Annotated in this window: 18 protein-coding genes; 15 read left to right on the top strand and 3 right to left on the bottom strand. The window is 39.6% G+C overall.

The window, feature by feature from the left end; translation table 11 throughout:
• Positions 1 to 105: 105 nt before the first annotated feature.
• Positions 106 to 1626 (bottom strand): FAD-dependent oxidoreductase, encoded by a 1521-nt coding sequence (locus ACDZ29_RS10055; protein WP_375090776.1) that lies wholly within the window; start codon positions 1624 to 1626, stop codon positions 106 to 108.
• Positions 1627 to 2041: 415 nt separating this feature from the next.
• Positions 2042 to 2317 (bottom strand): FAD-dependent oxidoreductase, encoded by a 276-nt coding sequence (locus ACDZ29_RS10050; RefSeq protein WP_375091125.1) that lies wholly within the window; start codon positions 2315 to 2317, stop codon positions 2042 to 2044.
• Between the two features lie 477 nt (positions 2318 to 2794).
• On the opposite strand from ACDZ29_RS10050, the gene ACDZ29_RS10045 reads away from it, so the two are divergent.
• The 12 genes from ACDZ29_RS10045 (at position 2795) to ACDZ29_RS09990 (ending at position 15938) form a co-directional block, all read left to right on the top strand.
• Complete coding sequence (locus ACDZ29_RS10045) at positions 2795 to 3988, top strand: ParM/StbA family protein (RefSeq protein WP_289314210.1); 1194 nt, start codon at positions 2795 to 2797, stop codon at positions 3986 to 3988.
• 8 nt (positions 3989 to 3996) lie between these two features.
• Positions 3997 to 4548: a hypothetical protein gene (locus ACDZ29_RS10040; RefSeq protein ID WP_289314211.1), complete on the top strand. Its 552-nt coding sequence runs from the start codon at positions 3997 to 3999 to the stop codon at positions 4546 to 4548.
• A gap of 524 nt (positions 4549 to 5072) precedes the next feature.
• Positions 5073 to 6764 (top strand): right-handed parallel beta-helix repeat-containing protein, encoded by a 1692-nt coding sequence (locus ACDZ29_RS10035; RefSeq protein ID WP_370016909.1) that lies wholly within the window; start codon positions 5073 to 5075, stop codon positions 6762 to 6764.
• Positions 6765 to 6949: 185 nt separating this feature from the next.
• On the top strand, positions 6950 to 8122 hold the full coding sequence (locus ACDZ29_RS10030) for a glycosyltransferase family 4 protein (RefSeq protein WP_375090775.1): 1173 nt from the start codon (positions 6950 to 6952) through the stop codon (positions 8120 to 8122).
• Positions 8123 to 8227: 105 nt separating this feature from the next.
• On the top strand, positions 8228 to 9352 hold the full coding sequence (locus ACDZ29_RS10025) for a DegT/DnrJ/EryC1/StrS family aminotransferase (RefSeq protein ID WP_375090774.1): 1125 nt from the start codon (positions 8228 to 8230) through the stop codon (positions 9350 to 9352).
• The gene (locus ACDZ29_RS10020) at positions 9342 to 10319 is read left to right on the top strand and encodes a Gfo/Idh/MocA family protein (protein WP_375090773.1); all 978 of its coding nucleotides are present in this window, start codon (positions 9342 to 9344) and stop codon (positions 10317 to 10319) included. Before ACDZ29_RS10025 ends, ACDZ29_RS10020 begins: the two co-directional genes overlap by 11 nt.
• Positions 10319 to 10945, top strand: coding sequence for a PIG-L deacetylase family protein (locus ACDZ29_RS10015; protein ID WP_375090772.1), 627 nt, complete (start codon positions 10319 to 10321; stop codon positions 10943 to 10945). The genes ACDZ29_RS10020 and ACDZ29_RS10015 overlap by 1 nt, the downstream gene beginning before the upstream one ends.
• Positions 10946 to 11659, top strand: coding sequence for a WbqC family protein (locus ACDZ29_RS10010; protein WP_289327132.1), 714 nt, complete (start codon positions 10946 to 10948; stop codon positions 11657 to 11659). It begins immediately after the preceding gene.
• Positions 11660 to 11718: 59 nt separating this feature from the next.
• Positions 11719 to 12990: an oligosaccharide flippase family protein gene (locus tag ACDZ29_RS10005; RefSeq protein WP_375090771.1), complete on the top strand. Its 1272-nt coding sequence runs from the start codon at positions 11719 to 11721 to the stop codon at positions 12988 to 12990.
• Entirely contained in the window at positions 12987 to 14273 is a 1287-nt protein-coding gene (locus tag ACDZ29_RS10000; protein WP_375090770.1) for a hypothetical protein, read from the top strand. The genes ACDZ29_RS10005 and ACDZ29_RS10000 overlap by 4 nt, the downstream gene beginning before the upstream one ends.
• Before the next feature lie 86 nt (positions 14274 to 14359).
• On the top strand, positions 14360 to 15382 hold the full coding sequence (locus tag ACDZ29_RS09995) for a glycosyltransferase (protein ID WP_375090769.1): 1023 nt from the start codon (positions 14360 to 14362) through the stop codon (positions 15380 to 15382).
• 19 nt (positions 15383 to 15401) lie between these two features.
• Positions 15402 to 15938, top strand: a complete 537-nt coding sequence (locus tag ACDZ29_RS09990) for a serine O-acetyltransferase (RefSeq protein WP_289327128.1) — start codon at positions 15402 to 15404, stop codon at positions 15936 to 15938.
• A gap of 86 nt (positions 15939 to 16024) precedes the next feature.
• On the opposite strand, the gene ACDZ29_RS09985 is transcribed toward ACDZ29_RS09990, so the two are convergent.
• On the bottom strand, positions 16025 to 17317 hold the full coding sequence (locus ACDZ29_RS09985; protein WP_289327127.1) for an NCS2 family permease: 1293 nt from the start codon (positions 17315 to 17317) through the stop codon (positions 16025 to 16027).
• Between the two features lie 300 nt (positions 17318 to 17617).
• On the opposite strand from ACDZ29_RS09985, the gene ACDZ29_RS09980 reads away from it, so the two are divergent.
• From ACDZ29_RS09980 to ACDZ29_RS09970, 3 genes are read left to right on the top strand one after another with little or no spacing between them, the layout of a single operon-like run.
• Entirely contained in the window at positions 17618 to 19219 is a 1602-nt protein-coding gene (locus tag ACDZ29_RS09980) for a DEAD/DEAH box helicase (RefSeq protein ID WP_375090768.1), read from the top strand.
• Between the two features lie 15 nt (positions 19220 to 19234).
• Entirely contained in the window at positions 19235 to 20143 is a 909-nt protein-coding gene (locus ACDZ29_RS09975; RefSeq protein ID WP_370016901.1) for a phosphotransferase, read from the top strand.
• Positions 20144 to 20182: 39 nt separating this feature from the next.
• On the top strand, positions 20183 to 21370 hold the full coding sequence (locus ACDZ29_RS09970) for a class I SAM-dependent methyltransferase (RefSeq protein ID WP_375090767.1): 1188 nt from the start codon (positions 20183 to 20185) through the stop codon (positions 21368 to 21370).
• The last annotated feature ends 143 nt before the right edge of the window (positions 21371 to 21513 follow it).

The raw sequence follows: 21513 nt of genomic DNA, 5'->3' as shown, positions 1-21513 counted from the left end.
TCAATCCTTTTCAGAGTTATTTGCAACCATTCAATCATGCAGTAACTTCAGTATAAGGAAAACAGACACCCTAGTCGACTATTAGCTAAAATCACAAATTGACAATTAGCGTATTTTTTTCAATGGTTCGACAGCTGGGCCATTTAAAACTTCACCAGCGATAGAGTAGCGGGAGCCATGGCATGGACAGTCCCAGGTACGGTCGCCGCTATTCCAGGCAACTTCGCATCCCATGTGAGTACATGTGGAGTCGACAATATGAAACTGGCCATCATGATCACGGTAACACCCAGCTTTGTCTCCATTCACCTTAACGATTGCTCCTTCATCATTTCCTAGGTCTTCCGGCGTTTTATGAATGACGGCCAATTTACCTTTGATCAGATGCTTCGCCACATCAGCATTATCTTGGACCATATTTTTCACGCCTTTTAGACGGGCAGGGTCATATAATTCCGCATACCGGTTATCTCTTTGTAAAATCCGGTCAGTTAAGATCTTGGCGGCAATCGATCCATTCGTCATTCCCCATTTAGCATAGCCGGTAGCTATCAGGACGTTTTGATGGTTGGCTGTCACTGGACCGACGAAGGGGATATTATCCGGTGTCACGATATCCTGTGCCGACCAGCGATAGGGAATGTCCTTCACATCGAAATACTGGGAACTGAAGTCCTCCAGTGCTTCATAATGCTCGATCATCGAGATTCCCTGGCCTGTTTTATGGCCATCCCCGCCAACAAGTATAAGTTTTTCCCCATTGTCCAATTCCGTATAGCGAAGGGAGCGGGTAGGGCTGTCTGCACTGTAATACATCCCGCCAGGATATTCCTGTTCAGTCTTGATACCAAGCACATAGGACCTATTTACATGAACACGGGCAAAGTATAAGCCCGTTTCATCGTTAAAGGGGAAGTGGGAGGCAACGATTACTTGATTGCTTTTGATTGAATGTCCAGTATCCGTCAGAACGGTCGGCGGATCGCCGTCTTCAATCTTCATTGCCGTTGTCCGTTCATAAATTGTGCCTCCACTTTCGAGAATCGTCGAAAGGAGGGCAGTTAAGTATTTTAACGGGTGAAACTGTGCTTGATCTTTCATTATCACAGCAGCTTTACAAGGAATGGAGAAAGGGATATTCTCTGCATAATCCCCCCGAATGCCGAGTTTTTGATAGGCTTTCAGTTCATTTTGAATTTTGCTTTTATATTCATCCGTATTTGCGTAGACATAGGCATCCTGTGCAGTCAAATTACATTCAATGGAATGTTCCTCTACCAAGTCTTTTATTAGCTTCATTCCCTCTGCATTGGCTTCATAATAAAGTTTGGCCTTCTCTTTACCATGGTCAGTGATCAACTGGTCATAAATCAAGCCATGCTGGGCCGTGATTTTTGCTGTAGTGTGTCCTGTCGTCCCAGTAAGGATTTCGCCTGCTTCAATCAGTGTGACTTTAACACCTTGTTTAGCTAGTAGATAAGCAGATGTGATTCCAGTAATTCCCCCGCCTACTATTAAGACATCAGTGGTTATATCTGTATCTAGTTTAGAAAAAGAAGGGAAAGTTAACGCACTGCGCCAATAGGGTTCCGGAAATCGGGGAAGGTCTGTATTTTTTTCAGTCATTTGAATACCTCCATACAGTTCAGTTAGTGAATCGTCCATTTATTACCATACCCAAATCCGCTATTTATACGCTAATTTTTGTAAGAAGAAATATTAAAAAAAATACATTATTTAGTTTGTTTACAAATACGTATACATGTAAACAAAAATAGATGCGTTGTACACAAATAAGTATACATGTTTACAATCACGTACACATGGCTATATATAAGGTGTATGCATATTTGTTCCTATTGTAAACAATTTGAAAACAATTCGACAAATATAGCTACAACTAATGAAGGATTGACTATCGTGGAAACTTTTTCAGCTTCCAGAATCGTGAAGAGGAGGGCCGTTAAATATTTTAAAGGGGTGAAACTGTGCTTGGATCATGGAAGATTTACAAGGAATGGAGAAAGGGATCATAAGCATCTTATGCAGTCAAATTGAATTCAATGGAATGTTCTTCTACCAAGTCTTTAATTAGTTTCATTCCATCTGCATTGGCTTCATAATAAAGTCTGGCCTTCTCTTTACCATGGTCAGTGATCGACTGGTCATAAATCAAGCCATGCTGGGCCGAGATTTTTGCTGTAGTGTGTCCTGTCGTTCCAGTAAGGATTTCGCCTGTTTCAATCAGTGTGACTTTAACACCTTGTTTAACTAGTAGATAAGCAGATGTGATTCCAGTAATTCCGCCGCCTACTATTAAGATATCAGTGGTTAGATCTATATCTAGTTTAGAAAAAGAAGGGAAAGTTAACGCACTGCGCCAATAGGGTTCCGGAAATCGGGGAAGATCTGTATTTTTTCATTCATTTGAATACCTCCATACAGTTCAGTTAGTGAATCGTCCATTTATTACCATACCCAAAGTGCTATTTATACGCTAATTTTTGTAAGAAGAAAGATTGAAAAAAAATGCATTATTTGGTTTGTTTACAAATACGTATGCATGTAAACAAAAATAGACACATTGTACACAAATGAGTATACATGTTTACAACCACGTACACATTGCTATATATAAGGTGTATACATATTTGTTCCTATTGTAAACAATTTGAAAACAATTCGACAAATATAGCTACAACTAATGAAGGATTGACTATCGTGGAAACTTTTCCTATTCTTAAAGGGAAGGCTTCACTTAAATTTTTTTCTATTAAAAAGGGGATGTTTTTAGATGAGTTCTAGAATCGCAGCAATAGACGTAGGAAATGATGCTATCAAGGCTATTTTTGGAAAGCTAGAGTCTGAACTTTATATACCGAACGTCATTGCAAAAGACATAGAGGATCGTCCAGTTATCGGGATTGAGGAACTTGATGAAAAAAACCCATTGGAAGGGATTCATATCAGAGTTCATTCACCAGCCCTTCAAGATAATAATGCTATTTATCGCGTTGGGAACTTAGCGACAAAAAGCGATAATCCTACCGAATTGGATTTGGGAAGCAGCAAATCAGAAGAAGATCAAACATTGGTCATGCTTTTTGCGGCTCTGGCATTAGACGCTGCCAAACAGGGGAACAATGATACATTCAAAAAAGTTAATAATGTTGTGGAAGCCAATTATACACTTGGAACAGGCTTGCCTCTTCGTGAGGTTAAAGAAGGAAAAGACGTCGGGTATCGGTCGAAATTACTCGGATCTGTCCATCAGGTGGAATTTTTAATTACCCCTAAATACCAAGGGTTGAAAGTTAATATCAAATTCGATGAAGTGAAGGTCTATCCAGAGGGCTTTGCAGCATACATAAATTTGGTCATGGATAAAGATTTGAATATCATTAACCGTGAATTGATAGATAGAAGAATCCTCATTCAGGATATCGGTGGTCTATCGACAGATATCGCGGTCATTAAAAATCGTAAAGTTGACGATGACAAGGCACAAGGATTCAATTTAGGAGTAGCTGAAGCTCTTGAAGCAATTCGCGAAGAAATCAGGAAGAAACATGGTGTCGAGTTGGACAGCAGGCGCGATGTCGTTGAAATCATCACGAAGAAAAATGATCGCAATCATATTATGGTTCGCGGAAGCCGGACAAGCGTCCATGATATCGTTGACCGTATTTTGGGAGAACTGGCCAAAAAGCAATATCGCCACCTGCGCAACGTATGGCAAAAAAATTCACAAACGGAAATCTGCTATTTTGTAGGCGGGGGATCGATTGTCCTGAAAGATTACTTGAAAACATTGAATCAAAATTTCGATGGCTATAACATAGACTTTTTCGAAGATGAGCGGGAAAGCGTTTGGATGATGGCAAACGCCTATTATAAATTGATTTCGGATTTTAACCGCCGGAATGCAAAGGAACAGAATCAGTCCCAGCAAAAGAAGAAAGAACAAAGATCGGGCTCCATTAAATAGGTGAGAGAATGAAAAAAACAGCTTCTTCTGAAATTAAAAGAGGGCAAGCCATCACTTTTCGTATCCCTTCGGATGTATCAGACTATACGTTAAGACAGCTGCAGAAATTGAAGGAAACGGAAAGAAGGAATTTTTCCAGTAAAATTGCCGAGTATGTTCTCGATGGAGTCGGGCAATCCACCCATCAGGATCGGGAAATGATTGCCCTGCCCATGCCGAACAAGCTAAGCAAATCTCAGCGTGATTGGCTCAAGCATTCCCACTCAGAAGCTATGCTCGGAACGATTATGTACAACCTTTTATCCGATCCTTTACGCGCTACGGCCTTGCTTGCCTCTTTGAACGGCAATGTATTGAATGAGGAATCGTATATGCAGGCCGAGCCTGAAGAAACGGAAGCTGAGGAGGTCCAGGAAGACCTGCCTAAGAAAGACCTGGATGACTTTGATTGGAATAGTTTGGATGAAACTGAACAACAAGTGAAAGAACCCGAACCGAAAGAGGAAGAGGAAAATCTCGACGATCTCCTGGGTGATTTTCTTGATCAAATGAACCAGTGAACTATAGGAGGATATTTGACGATAAGTTGGATATCCTCCTTTTTCTTTTGCGGGGGCTACAAGAATGATACATACCCCGTTAAACTAGACATAAAAAAGAGTATATTAAGCTGCAGCCTTTTCCCGGTAAACAAACGGGGAAAGGCTTTTTCTTTTGAATGACAGATGTCCCCCCTCGTAATCGCTGAACATTCCTTATAAAGCACGCATTAACCGGCCATTCACTTTTCAATAGCCACGCAAGAAGGTTTGTTTTCCCCAATCACAATCCGGTTTAACCCTTTATTCCATATTCGATTGAAGGTTTTTTTGTATGGGGAAATTGTCGAATTAGCCGTACGTTTAAGCAACTGTTCCAAGATTAACACATGTTATGTCGATTTTGAGAAATGGACATCTTCCTTCCCATGTAACATTAGATATGCCCCCCTTTTTTCTAGGCCGACTATGGTTTCCTTGATATCGGCTCATGGAATGTGTAAAACAACTGTCGAAAAATGAATAAAAGACATGGGAGTTTTCAGATGAAACAATTATATGAAATAACAGGAATATTTACCGTGCTTATCATGGCGTTCTTCTCCTTCCAGTCAACTGCCATCGGGGCAAACGAGGTCTGCAGTCCCACAACGGGAACTTCGATTCAGTTATTGGACAATAACGGGAAGTTAAAACAAACGTTGTCACTAGAAGCAAACTCTTCCACCACAACGATCCGGAGAATCCTTAATAAGGCCATTACGAGGGTTTCAGTCTACCCGCAAGATGAATCGAATGGGAAACGAGGAACGGTTCGTTTGTCAAAAGGCCAGTTCACGGCGAGTGCCTTTATTGTGATGAAGGAAGGGGTAACTTTAGAAGGGACGGTAGAGAATGATAGGCCCGTCACGACAATGTGTACCCAGCCCACAAGCGATGCTGTCACCATAAAAATCATGGTGAGTCATACTGGTGTCAAGAACCTGATACTCGATGGGAAAAGACGGACGGAAGATCCCCGAACTGGTGAACCGAGGAACCATTATTCGGCACGGAACAGGGGGATCGAGGTAACTGCAATCGATCAATCCAAATCCACGGCTGATTTGGTGTCTGTCTATTCGGTTACGAACGATTTGGAGAGGCTTCAAAATATCCTGATCGAAGATGTTCAAATCACCGGGTATGAGGGATATGGCATTTATTTAGAACACGTAAATGGAGTCACTGTCAAAGGGTCTGATTCAAGAAAAAGAAACAAAATGATCATAAAAGATATTGGATATGCAGGCATCGGAGGGTATTCTGCTAGTAACGTGACTGTAAGGCATACGACGGTGAGAGATCTTGGACCTGGGGAGACAGTGGGAAATACCAAGCAAAGCTATGGCATGGCCTTTAGCCACCGGAAAGACAAAGCGGGAGATGTCATGACTCAATCAAAGTTTCCGCGAAGTGACACGATCGTAATTGATGGGAATGTGGTGGCGAATAACCCATCATGGGAAGGGATTGACACCCATTCAGGCCACAATGTTTCCTTCACGAATAATGTCATCTTAAATACGCGTTTTCCAATCATTGTCGGAGGATTGGATTACAAGGGAGGAAGTGTCTCAGCTTATCCACCCAGCAACATCAAGATTGTAGGGAATAGAATTAATGGTGAATCATTTAATGATTATGAGGATTACGGTATAGATAAAAATGCCACAGTCAGCGAACGAGGCATTACTGTCAACGGTACCCAATTTAACGACCTTTCTGAAACGGAAATGGGATTCCTGCAAACGGTCGTGATTAAAGGCAATTATGTGAATAATGTCCAGGCTAATGTCGAGGAATGGGGAGGCATCAGTATCCATGTGACCAAAAATGCACTTATTGAGGGCAATACCATTGAAAATAGCTTCAACAATGGGATTGCGATTCTTAGTTCCAATAAGTTCACCAAACTCCAAGGAAACATCATTAACCACATTAACAAATCCGACGAAAAGTTTATTCAAGCGGGCATTGGTATCAGGGGGTCCCATAATAATGGCAGCCCTACAAATGACTATGCCATTACCACTTTGAACATGGAAAATAACGTGATTGAAAGGAATAACATATTTACCGAAGTTGGACGTGAAATCCATGTACAAGACAAAACGGTTCACAACCGCCTGGATAACTGGATTGCGATCTCAGCCCTCCTTGACTGGAACCAACCTAAAGAGAGGAAAAAACAATGATGCCAGATGGGGAAGCCCTTTTTATCTTATTGGCGATAAGGTTTATCTAGTGGGTTTCAAAATTAAAACGACCCATTCTAAAAAAGGGACAGGGTTCAACTATATTCGATGTTACATTTGATATCTGGGTGAAAGCAATCATCAGTAAATCAACTGATTCACACTGGGTATAAGGAAGTGATAAAGTGAAAATTCTTTATTTGCATCAATATTTTAATACCGATAAAGGAAGTACTCGATCTTATGAAATAGCCAAATTTTTAGTTTCTAAAAATAATAAAGTCACCATCATCACCGGAAATGCCACAGATTCGTGTGGGGGAATAAAGATAATATCAACCAAAACTAAATATAAACAAGAATATGGTTACCTGAAAAGATTACTATCGTTCATTCATTATATGTATAAGAGTTTCTTTATTGGGGTGAAGGAAAAAGGGGTAGACGTTGTTTATGCTTCCTCGACTCCATTGACGATTGGGTTAATAGGTATGCTTCTTGCTAAGGTAAAGCGCAGCAAATTTGTGTTTGAAGTAAGGGATTTATGGCCAGATATACCTATTGAGCTGGGAATCATAAGAAATAAATGGTTAAAGAGAGTGTTATTGAAGCTAGAAAGCATGATTTATTCCGCAGCTGATAAAATCATCGTGCTTTCGCCTGGAATGAAAGAAGATTTATTGAAAAAAGGAGTTAAACAGGAAAAGATTTCGACGGTTACTAACTTTGCGGATATAGACTATTTTTCTCGGATTTGTTCCGAAGATAAGGAAGGAGCATTGGAAAAATTGGACTTAAAAGCGAAGTTTATCTGTTTATATGCGGGTACTTTAGGATTTATCAATAATATCGATTATATTTTACAGCTTGCCGAAAAGACGGATGACCCTGATATTGTCTATCTAATTGTTGGGGATGGAAGGGAAAAAGAGCGATTAATTCAAGTGAAAGAGAGCAAAAAATTAAACAACGTTATTTTCCTTGATCAGGTATCTAAAAAAGATGCGTACTTATTAATGGCCGTATGTCATATGGGTCTGTGTTTTGTCCGTAATAATGAAATATTGGATAGGAATAGTCAAAATAAACTTTTTGATTTTTGGGCCGCCGGAAAACCAACATTAATAAACTATAAGGGCTGGCAACATGAGGTTATGACAAAATACCACGCAGGCCATGGTTTTGAATATAGTGATATATCAAAAATGATAGAGTATGTAAAAGCAATGAAGAGTGACAAACGAATGCATATGAAAATGCAAGAAAATGTAAAGCGGTTAGCCCTGAATTATGAGAAAACCAAATTGATTTCAAAAATAGAAAGAACATTATCGGAATTGGTCGTTATTAATCATTGAATATTCAAGAATGTGTTTTTCTTGAACATTGGTTAGTAAGAATTTTATATTTGTCTGCTTCTCACTTAACTTGAAGATCTAATTTTGGAAAAAGGATGGAGTTCTATGGAGAATATCGTAAATACAAAGCCAGTGATAACAGGTTGGGTAAAATGGGAATACCTTAAAAACATTGAGCACATTTTGGATTCTGGCAGATTAATTCTAGGTGATTTTACCCGGAAATTTGAAGAAAGCGTCAGACAATACAGTGATTCTAAGTATGCTGTCGCACTTTCTAGTGCAACGGCAGCCATTGAAATTATATTAAAGTATCTGGATGTTGAAGACAAAGAAGTGATCATGCCAAGCAATACGTTTATTTCTCCAGTATATGCGGTGAAAAATGCGAAAGGAAGAGTCGTTCTTTGTGACATTAATTTAGAGGATTTCAATTTGGATTTAAATAGCCTGAAGAACGCCGTGACTCCTAAAACGAAAGTTGTCCTAATTACATATATTGCTGGAAAGATCCCTGATAACATCTTTGAGATTAAAGAGTTTTGTGATGAGAATGATCTTTATCTAATCGAAGATGCTTCACATGCTTTTGGTGCCACTATAAATGGATATAAAGCCGGTACAATTGGATTTGCTGGGGTTTTCTCAATGTACCCCACTAAAATTGTTACAAGTGCCACAGGCGGTGTCATTACATCGGATGATATAGATTTAATCAAATACTGTGAGTTGTTAAGGCACCATGGGAATGAAAATGGTGCAGTCAATCAAGTATTATCCGGTGACATGCTTCTTAGTGAATTTAATGCATTGCTTGGTTATCTGCAAGTTCAGGAAGCTTATGGGATGATCCAGGTCAGGCAGGAAATCTTCCGTTTCTATAAAGAGAATTTAAGAGATATTTTTCAAGAACACGGTCTTTACTTCCAAGCTTCTTCTGACCACAATGAATCTTCATTTTATAAAATTATCGTTATGTCTAAAAGCAAAGAGCAATGCGAAACATTTAAAAGGCATTTAAAAGAGGGTCATATAAGCACAGGGCATTGTTATGGGGTCCCGTTACATTTACAGCCCACATTGCTAGAGGAATATCCCCTTGCCTCTCTCCCGAATGCCGATAGATTTCGTGAATCTCATTTCACGTTACCATGTCACTTGGATTTATCCGATGAGGATCTGAAATACATTGTAGCGAAATGTAAACAGGCAGTGGAACATGGCAATTAAAAATAGGATTGGAGTGGTAGGTTCAGGTCCCATAAGTTGTGCAATGATCGATGCCATTAATGAAAGTTCAAATGGAGAGGTAATTGGAATTTGGGGGAGAAGATTTCATTTTGCCAAGGAGCTTGCAAAAGAAAAAGGAGTTTCTAAAGTTTATGGATCCCTGAATGAAGTCCTTGAAGATGAGGAGCTGGATACTGTTTATATTGCCACGCCAAATGCCTCCCATTATGAACAAGCTATGGCGGCCATTGAGCATGGAAAGAACGTCATTGTGGAAAAAACGGCATTCATGACAACCGATCAGGCAAATCGAGTTTTCGATGCTGCAGATAAACAAAATGTTTTTGTGTTTGAGGCAGTAAGATCCATTTATGAACCTAACTTTCATAGTTTAAAGAATGCCATTAAAAAGTTAGGGAAAATTCATGGGGCAACTCTAAAGTATCAAAACTACTCCAAGCAGTATTTGGCTTTACTAAAAGGAGAAAAAGCTCCACTTTTTGATGAAAACCATGGTGGCGGCACATTAAGGACAATTGGAATTTATCCTATTTATGCAGCCATTCAATTATTCGGTGTTCCCGTTAACAGTTTTTATTTTAAACAAATGATCGTAAAAAATATTGATTTGGGCGGTACGCTCATTTTTGAATATAAAGATTATAAGATAACCATGTTGATTTCAAAAATTAATTTTACGAATTATTCAATATCGGAAATTTACGGAGAGAACGGAACGTTGCGTTTTCATTCATTATACGATATTCGAAAAATTAGTTACCACAGTATCAGTAATAACATTAGAGAAACAATAAGCAAACCAATTAGTGATAATAGTTTGCTTTATGAAATTACTGAATTTTCGGAATATATTTTAATGAAAAATAAAACAGCGTACAGAGAACGAAAGAACATAACACTTCAAGCGATATCTATCATTGAACAAGCACTAAATGGAGGAACATGATGAAAAAAATATTGCTAGTAACAGCACACCCAGATGATGCGGAAATTAGTATGGGCGGAACCATTCGTAAGCTACTGAGTCAAGGACATTACATTATCAACGTCATATTTTCCATCCCTTCGAATATCAAGGTCAGGAAACAAGAGGCTATAGAGTCATCAAAGAACTTTGGATATGAGGTACAGTTCTCTAAATACAGCGAGGGTAAAAACGTTGAGGATATTCCTATGCATATATTAATAAAAGAGCTCGATGAAATCATTGAAGAAATCAATCCTGACGAAGTCTACACACATTGGATGAATGACAGTCATCAAGATCATCAAAAATTATCTAAGGTCGTAAGAAGCTGTTTTAGGAAAAAACAATTTACTCTATATGAATTTGAACAAATTAACCAAAATAATAACATCGCCGCCAATCAATTTCACCCGAATATTTATAGTGATATTACAGAGTTTATGGAAGATAAAAAACGTATGATTACCTTGTTCCAATCACAGTTATCCGGTTATATGGGGCATTACTTAGTTAATGCAGAGCATATCGGTAGTTGGAGGGGCTCCCAAGTGAATTGTAAATACGCGGAAACATTCCTACTAATCTTTTCAATAGAGGTTCTGTAGGTGGAAAAACAGAAGATAGTCACAATTCACCAGCCTAATTTCCTGCCTTGGATCGGATTGATTCACAAGATTTTTCAATCGGATGTATTTATATATCTATTGGATGTGAAATACTCTTCAAGTAATTTTCAAAATAAAACATATATTTTAGGTGCTGACGGAAAAGAGTCAAGGCTAACTGTGCCACTTCAAAAAAAACCTGAAATGTTACATGAAAAAGTAATCAGTTATCATTCCCCAAATCAAAAATGGAAAAGGAACCATTTGAAGCAAATCTCGGAAGTTTATAAAAAAACTCGGCACTTTCAAGATTTCTTCCCACTGTTGGAAGAGGCATATCAAAAAGAACACGCTTTGTTAGTAGATTTAAATATTCACTTAATTGAATTGATCTTACATTATTTAAACTATGAAGGAGAAACACAACTTTCCACTGAGTTTAAAACGTCGTTTGGAAAAACTGAGAGATTAGTCAGCTTAATTAAGCAAGCTGGCGGTGCATGCTATTTAAGCGGAAAAAGCGGAAAGGATTACTTGGAAGAAGAATTGTTTCATAAAGAAGATATTGAAGTCGTATATCAAAATTTCATTCATCCTGTCTATTATGTGAAAAATGAGAAAGAATGTGTAAAAAATTTATCAATTCTTGACTGGATCATGCACTATCCAGCGGATCAAATAAAAGAAACGTTAATGGACGATAGATTAGGCTAATCTGAAAAGCAAAATTTAGTATATAAAATAGAGATGTGGCGTGGTATGAGAATATGAAAATGAAAAATGATTTTATGAATAAAATACTTTTATTATTAACAGGGAATTCAATTGCACAGCTTATTCTATTCGCAAGTTCTCCCATATTGACAAGAATATATACACCAGAAGATTTTGGTGTGTTTGCAACCTATACTTCCCTTTTGGCCATTCTCATGTCATTTTCATCTCTTTGTTTAGAAAAGGCGATTCCTTTAGAAAAAAACCATAAGAATACGGTTCACTTAATGTACATCAGTTTGTTTACGATTGCCGTTGTTTGTATGCTGAATATTATTTTAAGCCTTTTGAATCTATCGTTATTTCAAATATACGGGATTAAGACGACTATAAAAAATGACCTTTTGCTTTCAAGTGGTCTATTTTTTGCAGGGATATACCAAGTGTTGCTTTACTGGTTGGTGAAAGAAGATAAGTTTAAAGGTATAACTCATTCTAAAATACTTCAATCGATTAGCAATGTAATAAGCCAGTTCTCGCTTACGTCGATTAATCATCTTACTCCAGGAATAGGTTTAGCTACGGGAGATATGATTGGAAGAGGAATTACCCTTGTATATATTTGGCGATTTTTCTTAAAGCAGATGCATTGGCCGAAAGTGAACTTTAGAAGAATTGGGTATTTGTTTAAAAAGTATGAGGATTTCGCTAAATACTCCACGTGGTCAACACTATTAAGTTCTTTATCCATGCAAATCATATTTTTGTTATTAATGCGCCTATACGGACCTGAAGTGACAGGTTATTTTTCCATGGCTTCAAAAACGGTAGGTCTGCCCATTACGATGGTGGGAGCGAGTATTTCACCAGTATTCTACACCGAAGCGTTAAAAAGCATTACAAATGATCCTCGAAGAGTTTTGAAATTATATAGAAGCATCCTTGCTAAGTTAGCGATGGCAGGTATACCGTCACTGATACTGCTTGCTTGGATCGCCCCAGGGCTCTTCAGCTTTGTTTTTGGTGAAGAGTGGCGTGTTTCCGGTGAATATGTGACGTTGATGTCATTTATGTTTATAAGTCAAGTGATTGTCATACCGGTTTCCCAAATATTGTATTTAATAAAAAAACAACGGACTCAGCTTCTATGGGATGTTTCAAGGCTGTTACTGTCATCTATTGGAGTACTGGTCATTTTCATTTCAGGGGGTTCAGCTGAAACAGCCATTTTATACTATAGCATTTGTATGGGGGCGAGCTACTACTTTTTTGCTCTCCTTGGATATAGAGCGATACATTCCATAGATCGAGAGGATAACCTAAAAAAATGAAGCTGATTCAACTGGGCCTGGTAGGAATATACGTCTGGTTACTGGATATATCCTACGTTTACTTTATTTCCCCTGAATATGCTTATATGGGATATATATATCAACAACATCCAAGTGCAGTCATGATAGGTGTTTCCATGTTTTTCATTATATTGCCAGCTGTATTCATAAAAAAGGATTTAGATAAGCCGTCGGAACTCGTTTTCTGGATTTTGTATTTTATTGTCTATATACCGGTAGTATGGGTTCCAAATTATTTATTTGATACGATAAAGCCTGATTTCATATATACGAATGTTCTTTTGTTTTTTTGTTTACTTATCATTGGAAATGTTAATAGATTTCCAGCCATGAAGTTTATACATCCTAATGTTAATCTCGGTCTACTAAAAATCATTTTTGTTATAACATTATTGATTTTTTTTCTTTACATCTTCAAGGTTTCGGGCGGAATTAGTCTAAAGCCTCCTATAAATTCTGAGGATATCTATGATAAGCGAATGACCTTTCGAACAAAACTAACCCCTCTTGCAGGCTATATTATACAGTGGCTTGCAAAAGTATGTAATCCTTTAATCGTGACCATTGGCTTATGCAAAAAAAAATATATCTATGTGGTTATCGGACTAGGGCTGCAATACCTTTTGTACACCGTCAATGGCTTGAAATCCACCCTTTTATCGACTGGATTATTAATCATTGTATTCATTGCTTTTCGGAAGAAGGGAAGGAATTTCTCCATTCTTTTTTGTGTAAGTCTTTGCTCGCTGTTAGGCATCAGCATTTTTCTGGATTTTATCCTTGATCAGACATATTTATCTAATTTGTTTGCCAGAAGGATGATCATCACACCGGGTTTGCTGACAACCTATTATGTAGACTTCTTTTCAAATAATCCAAAAGCCTTGCTATCGTATAGTATTTTTGAAAAATTCATAGACCCTGTTTATGACCAGACCCCGCCCTTCATTATCGGTACAGAGTACTTTGGGCGACCTGAAATGGCAGCCAATGCCAATATGTTCGCCGATGCTTTTGCTAATTTCGGTTATATTGGATTCTTGGTTTATACAGTGATCTTAGCAGCGATATTATGGATTTATGATAGCCTGACAGAAAATGAAAAGTGGCAAGGTGTTGGCATAATCCTGTTTGTTGTACCTGCATGGTGTTTAGCGGATACTGCGCTTACAACAACGTTTGTGACAGGCGGGATGGTTTTTACTTTCGTTATCATGTATTTATTGTTAGGGTCAGATTTACAAAAGGGAGATAAGAGATGAAGTTATTTTATAATATTAGTTCGGTGCACCCATGGAATGATACCAGGATTTATTTTCGGCAAGCCTTTTCTTTTGGAGAAACAGGAATGTACAAGGTGAAGCATATAGCGATTGAAAATAACCTAATCCCTGATAATATCCCTGCCAATATAGAAGTTGAACTGTTGACTAAGAAATCCAGGAAAGGGCGTATGTTAAATTGGATTGCTCTTTACCGGAAGATTAAGAAAGATAAACCTGATGTGATTCAGTTTCATGATCCGGAGCTGCTGATTTTAATGAACATAATAAGAAGGATTCCCCGTTATCATCCAGTCATTGTTTATGACATGCATGAAAATGTACCAAAGGTCCTTATGAGAAAAAAAATCCCCGAAATTGCATTGAGTATGTATCGTTATTTGGAGAAACGATTGCTAAGGGCATGCAGCGGGGTCGTGTTTGCAGAAATGACGTATAAAGATGACTATCAATTCTTAACTTGTCCAACAACGGATGTTTACAATTACCCGAAAATTCCTGTAATGAAAGAAAATAAGGTAAAAGAAGATGTGTTTACATTTATCTACCTAGGAAGCATATCTGATATACGTGGCGGGGAAACCATGCTGCTTCTTGCAAAAAGATTAGTAGAATTAAAGAAAGTATTTCACATGAGGATCATTGGAACGGGCAGAGAAGTATACATCGAAAAATTGAAAACATTCATCCTTGACAACGGCTTAGAAGATTATATCAGTCTAGAGGGTGTAGTGGCCTTTGATAAAGCATTCCAATCCATCCAGAAAGCACATGCAGGCATGGCGTTTTTAGTTCCTGATCCTAATTTCATGGGTGGTAAAACAACAAAGTGTTTTGAATATATGGCCGCTGGCATTCCATTTATGGTTTCTGATTTTCTTATTCAAGATGTACTGGATAAATGGCGCTGTGGAATGTCGGCTGATGTAGCAAACATGGATGAAATGGTTCAAAAAGCGGTTTATTTACTGGAATCCCCTGAAATGGCAGCGAACATGGGGGAACGAGGAAAAGCTGCATATAGACAAGAATATAATTGGGAGAATGAAGAGGAGAAGCTGCGATCACTGTTCGATAAATTAATATAATGTTCTTAGGAGGCATATCATGGGTTTATTTAAATGGTTCAATAAGTTGGCATTTATTAATACCTGGGGGAGACTGGGCGGCATTCATGGAATAATCGTCATGTTTGTTTACCGGATAGGCAATATAATTTACTATAAAGTGAACATTCCAATCTTAAAACAAGTATTATGGATTATGTACCGCATGGTAGATTTGTTAATCATAAGACTTTTCCTGAATTGCGAGTTTCCTGGGCAATGTCAAATTGGAAAGGATTTACGTCTGCCTCATGGAGCTAAAGGCGTTCTGATCAACCCATATTGCAAAATAGGGGATCATGTTACGATTATGCATCAAGTATCGCTCGGACAAAATAAAGAAAGTAAAAAAGCACCTATCGTTTGTGATCATGCGATTATAGGAAATGGCGCTAAAATACACGGTGGCATTCGAATTGGCACGAATTCGAAAGTGGGGGCAAATGCAGTTGTTTTGACATCCGTTCCCGATAATTGCACGGCAGTTGGAGTACCAAGTGTGATTAAAGGTAAGCAGAAAGAAAACGTTATAAAGTAATTGCACGTAAACAAAATAAAGGAGTGTTCAATTAACATGAATTGAACACTCCTTTTTATTATTCCATGGTGCCCTTCATGAAATGATCAAGCCAGGAAAATCAGTTGGTAAAGGAATAGAACAGCAAACATATACACGAACGGATGCACTTCACGGAATTTGCCTCTTGCCATTTTTAAAATGGGATAGGCGATGAATCCGAGTGCTATCCCGTTGGCGATGCTTGATGTTAACGGCATGGCGACAATGACCAAAAAGGCTGGGAATGATTCATCAAAGTGTGTCCAGTCAATTTCATTAATGCTTTTAATCATCATACTTCCCACGATGATCAAGCTAGGTGCCGTGATTGCCGCTACATTTGAGACTGCTCCTATCAATGGACTGAAGAAGGCTGTTATCAAGAAAAGGATGGCCACTACCAAAGCGGTTAAACCTGTCTTGCCGCCCGCTCCTACACCAGCTGATGATTCAACCGAGGCAGCGGTCGGGCTTGTACCGAACATGGCGCCAACAGTAGTGCCGACGGAATCTGCAAAGAAGGCACTGCCGGATTTTTCAAGCTTATTCTCCTTCAGCAATCCAGCTTGGCGGACAATTCCTAATAAAGCACCGGTCGTATCGAATAGCATTACAAGCAAAATGGAGAAGACGACGCCATAAAGCCCGTAGTTAATGACATCGGCGAAAGATGTGATTGGATTGGCGACTATTATTCCTTCAGGTAAGGAGGGGGTGGAAACCAAGCCGTTAATTTCCAATTGGCCTGTAAAGAAAGCGATAATGGCGGTCACGATCATTCCGATGAAAATGGCGCCCTGTACATTACGAACGATCAGCACAATCGTTATGACCAGACCAACCAATGTAAGTGCCACACTGGGATCCCTGAAGCTTCCAAGGGTAACCAGGTTGGATTCATGCTGTGTTACGACACCTGACAAACGAAGTCCGATAAAGGTGATGAAAAGTCCGATTCCGGCACTGATTGCATGCTTTAAGTTATTGGGGATGGCCTCGATCAATTTTGAGCGGAAAGAGGTAAGGGATAAAAGGATAAAGATGATACCCGTAACAAAGACTGCAGAAAAGGCAACTGTGTATGAGATATCATGGGTTCCCAGTACCGAGTATGCAAAATAGGCATTCAATCCCATAGCCGGGGCTATGACAATCGGGTAATTGGCTAATAGGGCCATGCATAGGGTACCGACTATTATTGCGATTATGGTTGCTGTGAATGCCTGGTCGAAAGGAACACCGGCATCAGAAAGGATCATTGGGTTTACAACGATGATATAAGCCAGTGTTAAAAAGGTTGTAAGCCCCGCAAGTACTTCCGTCTTAATATTTGAATTCCGTTCTTTTAATTTAAACATGCGGTCACTCCTTTTTTATATACAAAAAATCCTTGTAAAAATCTACAAGGAGGAGATGCTTACCCTTTTTCAAGTAAGTAGCTCGATATATGGATAATAAATCTAATAAATTATATTAGAAAAATAACTAAAGTACAATAGGATGAAAAATTTTAAGGTACAGGTTTTCTCGAAAATAGATAATGATATACTAACAAATAGCTTAGACTAAGGAAAATGACTTAAAGTGAAGGAAGCTGTTACCATTAAAGTGGATTTACCAGTCAATTAAATGAAGAAATTCAGAAAGTAGGCCCATACATGACAGAATTCATCGACCTTGGCGTCAGCCCGGCGATTAACATGATATTAAAGCAAATAGGAATATCCCAGCCAACCCCCATACAGGAGAAATCGATTCCAGATATCCTTGCTGGAAGAGATGTCATCGCGAAGGCGCAGACGGGGACGGGGAAGACTTTGGCGTTTTTGTTGCCAATCCTCGAAAAAGTCGATCCCTCCGCATCCCACATACAATCACTGATCGTCACGCCAACCAGGGAATTGGCTTTGCAAATCACTGCTGAATTGAAAAAATTCGCTAATGAAATCGAAGGACTTCAAGTGCTTGCAGTTTATGGCGGACAGGATGTCGAGCAGCAAATGAAAAAGCTGACAAGAAACATCTCCGTGGTGGTCGCCACGCCAGGCAGGTTATTAGATCATTTACGAAGAGGCACCATCGATCTATCACAAACTCAAACACTCGTGCTTGATGAAGCTGATCAAATGCTTCATATTGGATTTTTACCAGAAGTGGAAGAGATCATGGGACAGCTTCCAGAGGAGCGCCAAACGTTGCTCTTTTCAGCGACGATGCCTGAACAGGTGCATCAATTGGCTAAACGATACATGACTAAACCATTAACTGCCGCTGTGAAGGCTGAGCAAGTAACGGTCGAGAAAATCAGGCAGCTTGTCATTGAGACGACCGATCGTGCCAAACAGTCTTCACTAATTAACATGATCAAAGAAGAACAGCCATACCTTGCGATCATATTTTGCCGTACAAAACGTCGCGTTTCGATTTTGAATGATGCCCTGAAGGCAGCTGGATTCAATTCTGAAGAACTTCACGGTGACCTTTCACAGGCAAAGCGGGAGCGTGTCATGAAAAACTTCAGAGACGCAAAGCTTCAATATTTAGTGGCAACGGACGTTGCTGCCCGGGGGCTCGATGTAGAAGGCGTGACCCATGTGTTTAATTATGATGTTCCCGAGGATGCAGAAAGTTACATCCACCGAATTGGCCGTACAGGCCGGGCGGGTGAGAATGGCTTGGCTGTAACCTTCATAGCAACGAAGGATCTTCAGCTTTTAAGCGATATTGAAAAAGGGATCTCCATGAAAATCGAGAGAAGGACGATTGAAGGAGTGAAAATGTTCCAACCCGATGAGGTGAGGCAAAACAGGAAGCGTTATGAAGACTCTTCTGATGAGAGTACCCGCCGACCGCGTTCGGGAGGAGGAAGGAAACATCGGGAACGGATAGATACGAGAGGACCGAATCGAGGCAGTCACCGTTCTGTAAATCAAGCGGACAATCGTGAAGTCGAGAGGGAGAAACCACGGGGAGGCCGGATGGAAAACAGCCGCGGACCCAAACGTGAGGATTCACGGGGAAGCCGTTCGGAAAACGGTCGTGGACCTATACGTGAGGATTCACGGGGAAGCCGTTCGGAAATCGGCCGCGGACCAAGGCGAGAGAATCCGCGGGGGGCCCGCTCGGAAGATAGCCGTGGACCAAAACGTGACAATCCACGAGGAGATCAAAGAGATAGCCGTAGATCTACTAGTACACAAGGTCCAAGTAATCGCAGGGGTGGATCTGGCAGCAGCCCCAATAGAGGGAGAAACCGGTAAAAGGGGGAGTCGGGAGTGGAAAAGCCTTGGTTGGCAGAATATCCAGTTTCGTTGGAGCTAGCAGGGAAATTGGTCATGCTGCAGTTTCCGGAAATTGAGTTGAAAGAGATCAAGCAACTTGGGGAGGGTTTCGATAACACGGTCATACAGATCAATGGGCAATTTGTATTCCGTTTCCCTCGCCGCCCTATTGCAGTTACGTTGATTCAGGTGGAAAATCAGCTTTTGCCTTCAATTGCAGGCACTTTTCCGCTTGATATCCCTGAACCGATCTTTTTTGGGAAACCAAGTACTCTATATCCTTATCCTTTTACCGGTTATAAAATGGTAAAGGGACACTTGCCTGTAGAAGGATCGGTTGAAAATAAGGTCGAATCGGCAAAAAGATTTGCCCGTTTTTTGAAAGTTCTTCACAGTTTCCCTGTGGAAAAGGCTAGGCGTTTAGGTGTACAGCCTGATGGGATGATGAGGCTTGATGTTTCCTTTCGCAAGAAATCGCTAATGGAAAATGTCTCAAGTCTATTAAGGCTGGGATACTTGGAACAGGCCAATGCGGTTAAGGAATTTGTTGAAGGGCTAGGCGAATTGGATGTTCAGCATCCGATTTCACTCGTTCACGGAGACATTCATATCCGGAATGTCTTGCTTGATGATGAAGGCGTTCTCGCAGGTATCATTGATTGGGGAGATGTGCATATCGGAAACCGAGCCATTGATTTTTCTTTTTTATACAGTTATTTTCCAAAAGAGGTGCGCCGTGATTTTTTTGAAATCTATGGTGAAATCGAAAAGGAAACAGAAAGCTTAGCCAGGTTCAGAGCCATATATATGCTTGTTACATTACTCGTTTATGGCATTGACCGCCATGATGAAGAGCTGATTGTCATTACGAGTACAGGTTTGAAATTTGCTATGGAAGAATAAGAATAATTGTAATGCTTTTTTGACGTTTAGGAGGTTCATATGAAGGCAAGTTATTATCATTCAATCACATTAATGGGGAACATGCTGGATCAAGCTAATATACCTTACCAATATACAGGTCGATCTGCTCTTTTCGTGCAAGGAGTTGAAATTGATGAGTATAAGAACATCGAAATTGATGTACAATGGGATGTCTTTACTGAGGCTTTAAATCTTTTTTCCAAATACTCCCCAACAAAGCCTGAAAGAAGTCCTGAGACTGCCTCCTTTCTAATGGATGTCGAGGGGGTTTCGGTAACTGTCCGCTGTCGGTTTAACACGACCATTAAAACAGATCCTTACCGGTTATCTATAAAGCTGGGGGATATGGAGATTTGGTGCAGGTCGTTGTACAGTTATTTATACGATGAAGAAATGAGCAGGTACAGTGCTGAGATTCATGCTTATTTATCTGCCGAGCAGCAGGGATTCACAGCGGAAAATGAACAGGCGTGGAACCAGAATAATTATTTAGCGCTTGTCAATCGTTATGGAGATCCTGTGGAATTGGCATCAAAAATCAAGCAAAATCCAAAATGGAGACTGCATCCTTTTTATAAATATATGGGGGATGTAACAAGTAAAAAGATAACTCATTTGATGGGGTCGAACGGTGTTAAAGCAGTTGCCCTGGCCATATTGGGAGCTGAAGTGAAGGTTGTTGATTTTTCCCAGGAAAATGCAACGTTTGCAAATGAGCTGGCCAATGGGGCCAATGTTACCATCGAGTATATCGTTTCAGATGTCCTTTCATTATCATCAGAGCATGAATCAGGGAATCAGGATTTGGTTTTAATGGAGCTCGGTGTGCTTCACTATTTAATAGATCTGCAGCCGTTATTTGAAAAAATTAAAATGATGTTGAGACCTGGAGGCCGATTCGTACTGCATGAATTTCACCCTATTTCAACAAAGCTCATTACTTCCAATGGTAAAAAACATAAGATTTCAGGCAACTATTTCGCCCCGGCAATCGAAAACAATGAGGTCGCTTTTTCGAAGCATATGCCAGATGAGGAAAAAGGGAGCCTTTCAAGAGTTGTACAGCGTAAATGGACAATCGGGGAACTTATAACGTCGATAGGTCAATCAGGACTTGTCATTAAGGTACTCGAGGAAGAACCGAATCATAAAATCCACGATATTGGACTTCCGAAAACCTATACCTTGGTGGCGGAAAGAGTTTAAGCCGCAGGTTAAGGAAATATGGCTGGCTGAAGGAGCCTTCCACGCTTTTCATTTTAAAATGGGTGCGACAAATAAATAGAAATCAAAAGAACCAGTATAATTATCGATACTGGTTTTCTTCTGCATTTAAATAAGTATTTGTT

Source organism: Peribacillus sp. RS7 (assembly GCF_041956845.1).
In the GTDB taxonomy this organism is placed as follows: Bacteria; Bacillota; Bacilli; order Bacillales; family DSM-1321; genus Peribacillus.
Note: the sequence above shows the minus strand (reverse complement) of the source record. Positions and strands in the feature narration are given on the sequence as shown.

Bases quoted from the DNA above. Each gene is read 5' to 3' on its own strand.
- ACDZ29_RS10055 (WP_375090776.1), bottom strand. From the start codon at position 1,626: ATGACTGAAAAAAATACAGACCTTCCCCGATTTCCGGAACCCTATTGG.
- ACDZ29_RS10045 (WP_289314210.1), top strand. From the start codon at position 2,795: ATGAGTTCTAGAATCGCAGCAATAGACGTAGGAAATGATGCTATCAAG.
- ACDZ29_RS10040 (WP_289314211.1), top strand. From the start codon at position 3,997: ATGAAAAAAACAGCTTCTTCTGAAATTAAAAGAGGGCAAGCCATCACT.
- ACDZ29_RS10035 (WP_370016909.1), top strand. From the start codon at position 5,073: ATGAAACAATTATATGAAATAACAGGAATATTTACCGTGCTTATCATG.
- ACDZ29_RS10025 (WP_375090774.1), top strand. From the start codon at position 8,228: ATGGAGAATATCGTAAATACAAAGCCAGTGATAACAGGTTGGGTAAAA.
- ACDZ29_RS10020 (WP_375090773.1), top strand. From the start codon at position 9,342: ATGGCAATTAAAAATAGGATTGGAGTGGTAGGTTCAGGTCCCATAAGT.
- ACDZ29_RS10015 (WP_375090772.1), top strand. From the start codon at position 10,319: ATGAAAAAAATATTGCTAGTAACAGCACACCCAGATGATGCGGAAATT.
- ACDZ29_RS10005 (WP_375090771.1), top strand. From the start codon at position 11,719: ATGAAAAATGATTTTATGAATAAAATACTTTTATTATTAACAGGGAAT.
- ACDZ29_RS10000 (WP_375090770.1), top strand. From the start codon at position 12,987: ATGAAGCTGATTCAACTGGGCCTGGTAGGAATATACGTCTGGTTACTG.
- ACDZ29_RS09995 (WP_375090769.1), top strand. From the start codon at position 14,360: ATGTACAAGGTGAAGCATATAGCGATTGAAAATAACCTAATCCCTGAT.
- ACDZ29_RS09990 (WP_289327128.1), top strand. From the start codon at position 15,402: ATGGGTTTATTTAAATGGTTCAATAAGTTGGCATTTATTAATACCTGG.
- ACDZ29_RS09985 (WP_289327127.1), bottom strand. From the start codon at position 17,317: ATGTTTAAATTAAAAGAACGGAATTCAAATATTAAGACGGAAGTACTT.
- ACDZ29_RS09980 (WP_375090768.1), top strand. From the start codon at position 17,618: ATGACAGAATTCATCGACCTTGGCGTCAGCCCGGCGATTAACATGATA.
- ACDZ29_RS09970 (WP_375090767.1), top strand. From the start codon at position 20,183: ATGAAGGCAAGTTATTATCATTCAATCACATTAATGGGGAACATGCTG.